General features: G+C 72.6%; 9 protein-coding genes and 1 riboswitch. Of the genes, 3 read left to right on the plus strand and 6 right to left on the minus strand.

From position 1 onward, the window contains the following. Positions 1-91 precede the first annotated feature (91 nt). Entirely contained in the window at positions 92-1,423 is a 1,332-nt protein-coding gene (locus ABD254_RS03705) for an alkaline phosphatase (protein ID WP_344245780.1), read from the plus strand. 101 nt (positions 1,424-1,524) lie between these two features. Here the strand turns inward: ABD254_RS03705 and ABD254_RS03710 are convergent, their stop codons facing one another. Together ABD254_RS03710 and ABD254_RS03715 are read right to left on the minus strand one after the other, a co-directional pair. Beyond that, entirely contained in the window at positions 1,525-2,346 is an 822-nt protein-coding gene (locus ABD254_RS03710) for an exodeoxyribonuclease III (RefSeq protein WP_344245782.1), read from the minus strand. A gap of 129 nt (positions 2,347-2,475) precedes the next feature. Further along, positions 2,476-2,958 carry a VOC family protein gene (locus ABD254_RS03715; RefSeq protein ID WP_344245784.1) on the minus strand — a complete coding sequence of 161 codons (483 nt, stop codon included), beginning with the start codon at positions 2,956-2,958 and terminating at the stop codon, positions 2,476-2,478. A gap of 136 nt (positions 2,959-3,094) precedes the next feature. On the opposite strand from ABD254_RS03715, the gene wecB reads away from it, so the two are divergent. Then, positions 3,095-4,474, plus strand: coding sequence for a non-hydrolyzing UDP-N-acetylglucosamine 2-epimerase (gene wecB / locus ABD254_RS03720; RefSeq protein WP_344245786.1), 1,380 nt, complete (start codon positions 3,095-3,097; stop codon positions 4,472-4,474). After that, the gene (locus tag ABD254_RS03725; RefSeq protein WP_344245788.1) at positions 4,471-5,868 is read left to right on the plus strand and encodes a glycosyltransferase family 2 protein; all 1,398 of its coding nucleotides are present in this window, start codon (positions 4,471-4,473) and stop codon (positions 5,866-5,868) included. Before wecB ends, ABD254_RS03725 begins: the two co-directional genes overlap by 4 nt. Positions 5,869-5,879: 11 nt before the next feature. Here the strand turns inward: ABD254_RS03725 and ABD254_RS03730 are convergent, their stop codons facing one another. The 4 genes from ABD254_RS03730 to ABD254_RS03745 form a co-directional block, all read right to left on the minus strand. Beyond that, positions 5,880-6,743, minus strand: a complete 864-nt coding sequence (locus ABD254_RS03730; RefSeq protein ID WP_344245790.1) for a PPK2 family polyphosphate kinase — start codon at positions 6,741-6,743, stop codon at positions 5,880-5,882. A gap of 84 nt (positions 6,744-6,827) precedes the next feature. Further along, positions 6,828-7,709, minus strand: coding sequence for a bifunctional methylenetetrahydrofolate dehydrogenase/methenyltetrahydrofolate cyclohydrolase (locus ABD254_RS03735; RefSeq protein WP_344245792.1), 882 nt, complete (start codon positions 7,707-7,709; stop codon positions 6,828-6,830). Continuing rightward, positions 7,706-8,986 carry a serine hydroxymethyltransferase gene (glyA, locus tag ABD254_RS03740; protein ID WP_344245794.1) on the minus strand — a complete coding sequence of 427 codons (1,281 nt, stop codon included), beginning with the start codon at positions 8,984-8,986 and terminating at the stop codon, positions 7,706-7,708. The genes ABD254_RS03735 and glyA overlap by 4 nt, the downstream gene beginning before the upstream one ends. An 80-nt stretch (positions 8,987-9,066) precedes the next feature. After that, positions 9,067-9,154: riboswitch (ZMP/ZTP riboswitch) on the minus strand. An 88-nt stretch (positions 9,155-9,242) separates the two neighbouring features. Further along, the coding region (locus tag ABD254_RS03745) for an arabinan endo-1,5-alpha-L-arabinosidase (protein WP_344245796.1) at positions 9,243-10,222 on the minus strand (980 nt) is incomplete at its 5' end.

Here is a 10,222-nt window from a genome sequence, read left to right on the forward strand (position 1 = left end):
CGACCGCCGGGCGTGCATCCCCCGGGCGTGCTTACGGTGCCCGTGGTCCGGCGGCACCGGAGCCGTCGGCCCGATCCTTCGAGGAGGGGCGATGGCTGCACGCAAGGGTTTGCTCAGGGCCGGGGCCGCGGGCGCGACGATCCTGGCCGCCGCGGGCGCGGCGGTCGGGTCGACGCTGTCGTACGACGCCGCGCAGCACGACGGCGCGGGAGACCGGTCCGCGGCACGCTACGGAGACCGGGACGACGGGCACGGCCATCGCGACCGTGCCCGCAACGTCATCTTCATCCAGGGCGACGGGATGGGCCTGTCGGCCCGGGAGCTGGTCCGGGTCGCCACAGTGGGCAAGGACGACCAGCTCGTCATGGACTCGTTGGAGCACGCGGGCTGGACGGCCACGGACTCGGCGGACCCCGAGGACGCGGTCACCGACTCCGCCGCCGGCGCGACGGCCTTCGCGAGCGGCGTGCGGACGTACAACGGCGCCGTCGGCGTCGACGCGGACGGCGACCCGGTGCCCACCCTGCTGGAGCGGGCGGAGCGCGCGGGCAAGGCCACGGGTCTCGTGACCACCGCCCAGATCACCGACGCCAGCCCCGCCGCCTTCGGTGCGCACGTGCCGGACCGCGCCGACCAGAGCGAGATCGCACGGCAGTTCCTCGACGGCCCCCGGCCGGAGGTCCTCCTCGGCGGCGGCGAGGACTGGTGGTTCCCGGCCGGCGAGCCGGGGGCGTGGGCGGACAACCCGGCGAAGGACCCGACGGAGCAGAGCAAGGGCACCGAGGGCAACCTCGTGGAGCGGGCGCAGCGGCTCGGCTACACCTACGTGAGCGACGCCGACGGGCTCGCGGACGCCGAAGGGCGCCGGCTGCTCGGCCTGTTCGCGAACGAGGAGATGTTCGAGCAGCGCAACGAGGGCGAGGGCGACCTGTACTCCCCCGAGGTCCCGCTCGTGGACATGGCCGCGACGGCCCTGGACGTCCTGTCACGCGACCGCGACGGGTTCTTCCTCCTGCTCGAGGAGGAGGCGATCGACGAGTTCGCGCACCGCAGCAACGCGACCCGCACCATCGAGGCGGGGCAGGCGCTCGACGACACGGTGGCGCTGGCCCTGGAGTTCCAGCGCGAGCACCCCGACACGCTGGTGCTCGTGGTGGGCGACCACGCGACGGGCGGGCTGGCCATCGAGAACGTCGACGCCGAGGACGAGTCCGGCGCGGGGGCGACGGCGGAGGACGGGCCGTTCCCGATCCCCGGCACGGACCTCGAGTTCACCGTCGACTGGACGACCGGCGGGCACACGGGCGAGGCGACCCCGCTGACGGCCCAGGGCCCGGGCGCTGAGCGGCTCGGTGGCGCGCAGCTCAACACTGACGTGCACGACGCCGTGCTGCGGGCCATGTTCCCGCGCGGCCGCGGCTGAGCCGTCCCCCTGGGCGTGTTGTGAGCATGATTTTGGCCCTGTTCCGGTCCCGGAACAGGGCCAAAATCATGCTCACAACACGCTCTCCCAACACCGGGGAGCTACAGGTCGTAGGTGGCGACAACGGGCGCGTGGTCGCTCCACCGCTCGTCGTACGTGGGCGCGCGGTCGACCTCGACCTTGACGGCGCGCGGCGCGAGGGCCGGGTTGGCAAGCTGGTAGTCGATGCGCCACCCCCGGTCACCGACGTACGACTGCCCGCGCCACGACCACCACGTGAACGGGCCGGGGCCCTCGCCGCCGTGCGCGCGGCCGAGGTCGGCCCAGCCCTGCTCGTCGAGCCAGCGGTCGACGTACGCCCGCTCGGCCGGCAGGAAGCCCGCGTTCTTGAGGTTGCCCTTCCAGTTCGCGATGTCCACGTTCCGGTGGGCGATGTTGAGGTCGCCGGCCACCAGCACCGGGTGGTCGACGACGGCGAGCTCCGCGAGGCGCGCCGTGACCTTGTCGAGGTGCGCGTACTTCGCCGCCATCGTGTGCTCCTGGCCCGGGCCGGTGGACCCGGAGTGCAGGTACGCCGAGACGACGGTGAGGAGGCCGCCGCCGGGGAGCTCGACGTCGGCCTCGACCCACCGGCCCGTGTCCACCGGCGGCTCCGGCTCCCCCGCCGGGCCGTGCGCCGCGAGACCGACGCGCACCGCGTGCAGCGGCAGGCGCGACGCGACGGCGACGCCAGCGCGCCCCTTGAGCTCGCTGACCTGCTGGGCGACGTGCCAGCCGTCGAGGTGCTCGCGCGTCAGCTCCTCGGGGGCGCGGACCTCCTGCAGCAGCAGGACGTCGGGCGTGCGGGTGGCGATCCAGGTGTCCATGCGACGGCGGAAGGCGGCACGGATGCCGTTGACGTTGGCGGTGGCGACGGTCAGCACGCCGCAATCTCATCACACCCGCCATCGACCTTCGGTCGCGTCCACGACGCCCATCACATGCCGCCATCGGTCCCTGCGGAGCCGGGCGCGAGACGGCGCGTGAGAGTCGTCACGACCCGCCCACCGTCGTCATTGGCCGCGGTAGGCGGCCTCCAGCACCGGGACCTCGATCTTGCCCATCTTCAGCATCGCGTCCATCGCGCGCTTGTTGGCATCGGTGGTGTAGTCGCCGCAGAGCTCCTCGAGCTGCTTGGGGATCACCTGCCACGAGATGCCGAACCGGTCCTTGCACCACCCGCAGGGGCCGGGCTCGCCGCCGTCGGCCGTGAGGATCTCCCAGTAGCGGTCCACCTCCTCCTGGGAGTCGACCCGCAGGTAGAAGCTGAAGGCCTCGTTCAGGTGGAACTCCGGGCCGGCGTTCAGGCCGGTCACAGGAAGCCCGGCTACGGTGAACTCGACGATGAAGGGCGCGCCCGGCTCGGCGCCGGGGACGCCCTCCGGGGCGACGAGCTCCGACTCCACCGTCGATCCCGGGATGTGCTCGGCGTAGAACCGAGCGGCCTCGTGGGCCTGGTTGTTGCCGAACCACAGGTGCGCGCGTGCGGTCGCCATGGCGGTGCCTCCTCGGATGCGCTGACCGCCCGGCCACGGGCCGGACGGCGGGTCATCCCTAGCGACGCCCGGGCCGGTGGAAATTCATCGGTGTCGGTGCGCCCCGCTCCGACCGCGTTCGACGAAGGTAGATGACATGCCGCTTCCCGTCAGCCCCGAGATCCTGGTCGTGCTGGGCACCCGCCCCGAGGCGATCAAGCTCTTCCCCCTGATCCAGCGCCTGCAGGAGCACCCGCGCCTCCGGCCGGTCGTCGTCACCACCGGGCAGCACAAGGAGCTCGTCGACTACGTCCTCGAGACCACGGGATGCGAGGTCGCGGCCGACCTGGGCGTCGGCCGGCCCGGCCTCACCCTCAACCAGCTCACCTCCAGCGTCGTCGCGGGCCTGGACGAGTTCATCCTCCGGCGATACGGACCTCCCCCCGCGCACATCACCGGCCGGGTCAAGGTCGACCACTACCCCGCGGGCTGCATCGTGCACGGGGACACCTCCAGCGCCGCGGCCGCCGCCATCACGGCGTTCCACCTGCGCATCCCCGTGCTGCACGTCGAGGCGGGCCTCCGGACGGGCACCACGCTGGAGCCCTTCCCCGAGGAGCTCAACCGCCAGCTCATCGGTCGCGTTGCGTCGTTCCACGCGGCACCCACGCGCGCCAACGTGCAGAACCTCGTGCGCGAGGGCGTCGAGATCGGACGGACCTTCGTCACGGGCAACACCGGCATCGACGCCCTGCAGTGGACGGCGAAGCGGAGCGTCCCCTACGACCGGCCGGAGCTGGACTGGCTGGAGACCGACACGACGTCCCCCGTCATCACGGTCACCGCGCACCGCCGGGAGAACTGGGGCGAGGGGATCGCGAACATCGCCCGGGCGGTGCGGCGCCTCACCGAGACGCACCCCGAGGTGCGGTTCGTCATCCCGGTGCACCCGAACCCGACGGTCGCGGCGACGGTCCGGGAGGTCTTGGAAGGCCTCCCCGCCGTGACGCTCACCAGCCCCATGGAGGCCAAGCCGTTCGGCCGGCTGCTCGCCCGGTCGACCCTGGTGATCACCGACTCCGGCGGCATCCAGGAGGAGGCCCCGGCGCTGGGCGTGCCCGTGCTGGTGACCCGGGCGACGACGGAGCGCACCGAGGGCGTCGAGGCGGGCACGCTCGAGCTGGTGGGCACCGACACCGAGAGGATCGTGGCGTCGGCCACCAGGGTGCTCGACGACCCGGAGGCCCGGGCCGCGTTCTCCCGGCAGCCGAACCCGTACGGCGACGGCCACGCCGCAGAGCGCATCGTCGCCGCCGTCGAGCACCTCGTCTTCAACTCGCCCGTGCCCCGCAGCTCGGGGCCCGGTTTCGTCCGGTCCGAGGTGCTGGAGTGGGCCGGCTTCCACCGCACGGACGCCCTCGACGGACCGACGTTCGAGCGCGACGACGTGACGCTCGAGCACGACCGGGCCGAGCTCGAGGACGTGGTCCTCCAGCCGCTCACGTCCGACGGCCCGACCGACGTGGTGGCCGAGTGACCCTCGCTGCGAGCACCGTCGCGACGACCGCACCCTGGTGGGACCCGTACCGCGGCATGCCGCCTGCGGTGCAGGTGCTCATGTGGTTCCTGCTCGCCCTGACGCTGGTCACGGTCGTGATGATCGTCTGGCTCGTGGTGCGCGCCTGGTTCGAGCGCCGCCGGCAGCGCAGGGCCGTCGAGCGGGCCCACGAGTCGGACTACCTGTGGGTCTTCGTCGTCCCGGCGCTGAACGAGGAGGTGACGATCGCCGACAGCGTGAGCCGGCTCGTCGCCGTCGAGGCCACGCACAAGGCGATCGTCGTGATCGACGACGGGTCGGACGACCGCACTCCCGAGGTCCTCGCCGCGCTGCGTGCCGAGGTGCCCGAGCTGCAGGTGCTGCGCCGCGAGCTCCCGAACGCCCGGGTGGGCAAGTCGGCAGGGCTCGACGACGCCTGGGAGTTCGTGCACGACGAGGTCCTCTCCGGCCGGTACGCCGACTGGCCGACGACGCAGGTGATCGTCGGCGTCGTCGACGCCGACGGCCGCATCCCGCCGGACGCACCGGCGGCCCTGGCCGGCAACTTCACCGACGAGCGGGTCGGCGGCGTTCAGGCGCTGGTGCGCATCTACAACCGGCGGCACTACCTCACCTGGGCCCAGGACGTCGAGTTCGGCGTCATGGCGTACGTCTACCAGCTCGGCCGCGCCGCGTGGGGCACGGCCAACATGGGCGGCAACGGCCAGTACGTGCGGCTCGCGGCGCTGGACGACGTCGTCGTCACCGAGAAGCTGCCCGCCGGGATCGAGCGCGGCCCCTGGCGCGACCGGCTCACCGAGGACCAGGACATCGGGGTGCGGATGATCCACGCGGGCTGGCGCGGCGGCCAGACGGTGCTCACCAGCGTGGACCAGCAGGGCGTCACGCAGCTGCGCCGGCTGTTCAAGCAGCGCGTCCGCTGGGCGCAGGGCAACTGGCAGGCGTTCAGCCTGGTCGGCCGGGCGTTCCGCGCGCCCGTGTCGATCGGCGCGAAGCTCGACCACCTCGCCTACCTGCTCATGCCCCTGCTGCAGCTGCTCATGGGGCTCGGCCTGGTGCTGTCGCTCGTGTTCTGGCTGTTCGGCGACGTGCCGTTCTACTCGGGCTGGTGGCCGTCCCTGGTGTTCTTCGCGACCCTGACTCTCGTGCCGAGCTTCCTGTCCCTGCTCATGACGACCGAGCCGGGGCGCCGCCCGCTGCTGCGCGCCGTCTTCGGGCTGTTCCCGTACATGTTCTACACGTGGCTGCTCTGGCCGGTCATCACCGTCTCGCTCATCCGTGAGCTGAGGGGGCAGCGCGGATGGACCAAGACCGACCGCGAGCCGCTGGACGCCAACCTGCCCGACGACGTCGAGCCCGAGCCGGCGACGTAGCGACGCGGCCGTCACGTGGCCGCGAGGCGCTCCTTCTCCTTCGCGACGTCGTAGGTGGCGGCGGGCCACTGCGGGTCGATCTCCTCCAGGGCGTCCAGGAGCAGCGCCTGCACGGCGAGCCGCGCGTACCACTTCGCGTTCGCGGGCACCACGTGCCAGGGCGCGTGGCCGGTCGACGTCCGGTCGAGGACGGTCTGGTACGCGTCCATGTACCGCGGCCACAGCAGACGCTCGTCGACGTCCCCCGGCGTGTACTTCCAGTGCTTGTCGGGCCGCTCGAGGCGCTTCATGAGCCGCGACTTCTGCTCGGAGTACGAGATGTGGAGCATGACCTTGAGGATGCGGACGCCGCGCGCCGCCAGCCCCTCCTCGAACGCGTTGATCGCGCCGTAGCGGCGCTCGATCTCGTCGGCGGGGGCGAGCTCGCGGACCGTCCCGATGAGGACGTCCTCGTAGTGCGACCGGTCGAAGACGCCGATGTACCCGGCCTCGGGAACCTCCTTCTCGACCCGCCACAGGAAGTCGTGGCCGAGCTCTTCGGGGGTCGGCTTCTTGAAGGCCTTCAGACGGATGCCCTGCGGGTCGGTCGCGCCGATGACGTGGCGCACGATGCCACCCTTGCCGGCCGAGTCCATGGCCTGGAGGATCAGCAGCACCGACGGCGCGGAGGGGTCCTCGACGCTCTGGGCGTAGAGGCGCTCCTGCAGGTCGTCGAGCTGCTGGGCGCCGGCGCGGAGGTCGGCAGCGCCGTCCGGCTTCTTCCCGTCGTACCCGGGCGTGGCGTCCGGGTCGACGTCCGCCAGCCGGAACCCCGCACCCACCCGGAGCAGCTCGCCCGGCTCGCCCGTCCATCCCTGCTGGCTCTTCGCGGTCATGGGCTCATGATGACGGACGAGCCCGGGCCCGGCGCCCCGGAGGGACGACGGGCCCGGGCTCGGCGGGACGACCGGCGGGGCCGGTCAGCCGGCCTGACGCTCCGCGGTGTCCACGACGTTGGCCAGCAGCATCGCGCGCGTCATCGGCCCGACGCCGCCCGGGTTGGGCGAGTACCAGGACGCGACCTCGCGGGCCGCCGGGTCGATGTCGCCGACGACGCGGGACTTCCCCGTCTCGGGGTCGGTCTCGCGCGAGACGCCGACGTCGATGAGCACGGCGCCGGGCTTGACCATGTCGGCGCGGACGATGCCCTTCACCCCGGCCGCCGCGACGACGACGTCGGCCCGCCGGACCAGGGCCTCCAGGTCGCGCGTGCCCGTGTGCGTGAGCGTGACCGTCGCGTTGACGGCGCGGCGCGTGAGCAGCAGCCCGATGGGCCGCCCCACGGTGACGCCGCGGCCCAGCACCACGACCTCCTTGCCCGCGAGGTCGACGTCGTGCCGCAGCAGCAGGTCGATGATGCCGCGCGGCGTGCAGGGCAGCGGCGACGTGACCTCCTCGTTGACGCGCAGGACGAGACGCCCGAGGTTCGTCGGGTGCAGGCCGTCGGCGTCCTTGTCGGGGTCGACCAGCTCGAGCACGCGGTTGGTGTCGATGCCCTTCGGGAGCGGGAGCTGGACGATGAAGCCGGTGCACGCGGGGTCGTCGTTGAGGCGGCGCACGGCCGCCTCGATGTCGGCCTGCGAGGCGTCCGCCGGCAGGTCCTCCCGGAGGGAGGAGATCCCCACCTCGGCGCAGTCGCGGTGCTTGCCCGCGACGTACCACTGCGAGCCCGGGTCCTCGCCCACGAGCAACGTGCCGAGGCCGGGGACGACGCCCCGCTCGCGCAGCGCCGTGACGCGCTCACGCAGCTCCGCCTTGATCGCGGCCGCGGTCGCCTTGCCGTCCAGGACGCGGGCCGTCACTGCTGCAGGCCGGGGTAGAGCGGGAAGTCGGCGGTGAGCTTCGCGACGCGCGCCGCGAGCGCGTCGACGTCGGCGGACGCTCCGTCGCGCAGCGCGACCGCGATGATGTCCGCGACCTCGGTGAACTCGGCGTCGCCGAACCCGCGCGTGGCGAGCGCCGGCGTGCCGATGCGCAGGCCCGACGTGACGCGCGGCGGGCGCGGGTCGAACGGCACGGCGTTGCGGTTCACGGTGATGCCGGCGTCGTGCAGGAGGTCCTCGGCCTGCTGGCCGTCGAGCGACGAGTTCCGCAGGTCGACGAGCACCAGGTGCACGTCGGTGCCGCCGGTGAGCACCGAGACCCCCTGGGAGGTGACGTCGGCCTGGGACAGGCGCTCCGCGATGATCTGCGCGCCGCGCAGCGTGCGCTCCTGACGGTCGCGGAACTCCTGCGTGCCGGCGATCTTGAACGCCACCGCCTTGGCCGCGATGACGTGCATGAGCGGACCGCCCTGCTGGCCCGGGAACACGGCCGAGTTGATCTTCTTGGCGTACTCCTCCTTGCTCAGGATGAAGCCGGAGCGCGGGCCGCCGATGGTCTTGTGCACGGTGGAGGAGGTGACGTCGGCGTGCGGCACGGGGCTCGGGTGCAGGCCCGCGGCCACCAGTCCGGCGAAGTGCGCCATGTCGACCCACAGCTTGGCGCCGACCTCGTCCGCGACCTCGCGGAACGCGGCGAAGTCGAGCTGGCGCGGGTACGCGGACCAGCCGGCGATGATGACGTCCGGGCGGTGCTCGAGGGCGCGCTTGCGCACCTCGTCCATCTCGATGCGGTGCGTCGTCGGGTCGACACCGTACGCGCCGACGTCGTAGAGCTTGCCGGAGAAGTTGATCTTCATGCCGTGCGTGAGGTGGCCGCCGTGCGCCAGCTCGAGGCCGAGGATCTTGTCGCCCGCGTTGATGAGCGCGTGCAGCACGGCGGCGTTGGCCTGAGCGCCCGAGTGCGGCTGGACGTTCACGGCCTCCGCCCCGAACAGCTCCTGGGCCCGCGCGATCGCGAGGTTCTCCGCGATGTCGACCTGCTCGCAGCCCCCGTAGTAGCGGCGGCCCGGGTAGCCCTCGGCGTACTTGTTCGTCAGGACGGAGCCCTGCGCCTGCAGCACCGCGCGCGGGACGAAGTTCTCCGACGCGATCATCTCGAGGGTGTCGCGCTGGCGGGCCAGCTCACCGTCGAGGACTGCGGCGATCTCGGGGTCGAGCTCCGCGAGGGGCGCGTTCATGGGGTCGGGAGTGCTCATGCGGCGTTCTCCTGCTGTGTCGGACGGCGGTCGGCCGGCAATGGCCGGCCATCGAGTGGTCGGGCAATGTCGTCAGCGAGCGAACGGGCCCAGGCGAACGACCCGTCGTCTGCACAGCGTGCCGCTCCCCGGTGGTGATCCACCTGTACGCCAGTCGCGACCCTCGCGATCCTAACAGCGGCACGACGCCGCCGGTCGATGGTGCGGCGTCCGTCGGTCGAGCTTGTCGAGACCAGGGTCCTTGGTTTCGACGAGCTCAACCGGCGGTGGGGGTCGCGACCGGCCAGCCGTCCTGCCACGCCAGACGCTGGATCGCCAGCCGGTGCGCGCCGCCGTCGTCGCCGTCGTAGAAGTGGTAGCCCAGCCAGCCCTTCGAGAGCGACTGCCCGCCCGGGCCGATCATCGACCCCGACGACGCGAGCACCGGCGAGCCGCCGCCGAGCGCCATGTCCACCCCGTCCCGGTCGAGGTAGGGCCCGGTGACGTCGCGGGAGCGACCCACCTGGACGGAGTACGTCGAGTCGACGCCGGAGCAGCACCGGTCCCACGACACGAACAGGTAGTACCAGCCGTCCCGCTCCACGACGTACGGCGCCTCGATCGCCGGGTCCGGCACGCCGGACCGGGTGGCGACCGTGACGGGCTCTGCGGCCGCGCGTCCGGTGGGCGCGACCTTCCCGCTCGGCCACTCCAGCGGCACCATCTGGATGCCGCCCCAGAACGACCCGAAGAACAGCCACGGGTTGCCGTCGGCGCCGGTGACGACCGCGGGGTCGATGGCGTTGAAGTGGTCCTCGCCCGCGTGCGAGCGGATCACCATGCCCCGGTCGGTCCAGCCGAAGTCCGGGTCGTCGGGGTCCAGCATCGTCGCGGTGGCCAGCCCGATCGCCGAGTCGTTCGAGCCGAACGTCGACGCGGAGTAGTACAGGTACCAGGTGCCGTCGTGCTCCACGAGCTCCGGCGCCCAGAAGTTCTCGACGCCGTCGATCTCGTCGCGCACCCACGCCGGGTCGCCGGAGGCGTCCCAGGCGGTGCCGACCATCTCCCAGGTCCGACCGCCGTCGTCGGACCGCCGGATCTGCGGCGCCCCGAAGCTCACCCGCACGTCGCCGGTGGAGTACACGAACCACGGCTCGCCGTCGTCCCCGACGACGAGCGCCGGGTCGTGGGCGGCGAGGTCGCCCGTCAGCTCCAGCGCCTCGGGCGCCGCGACCCACGGCCGGGCGACGCCGAGCG

The sequence above is a fragment of the Isoptericola hypogeus genome (assembly GCF_039531145.1).
Classification (GTDB): Bacteria; Actinomycetota; Actinomycetes; order Actinomycetales; family Cellulomonadaceae; genus Isoptericola; species Isoptericola hypogeus.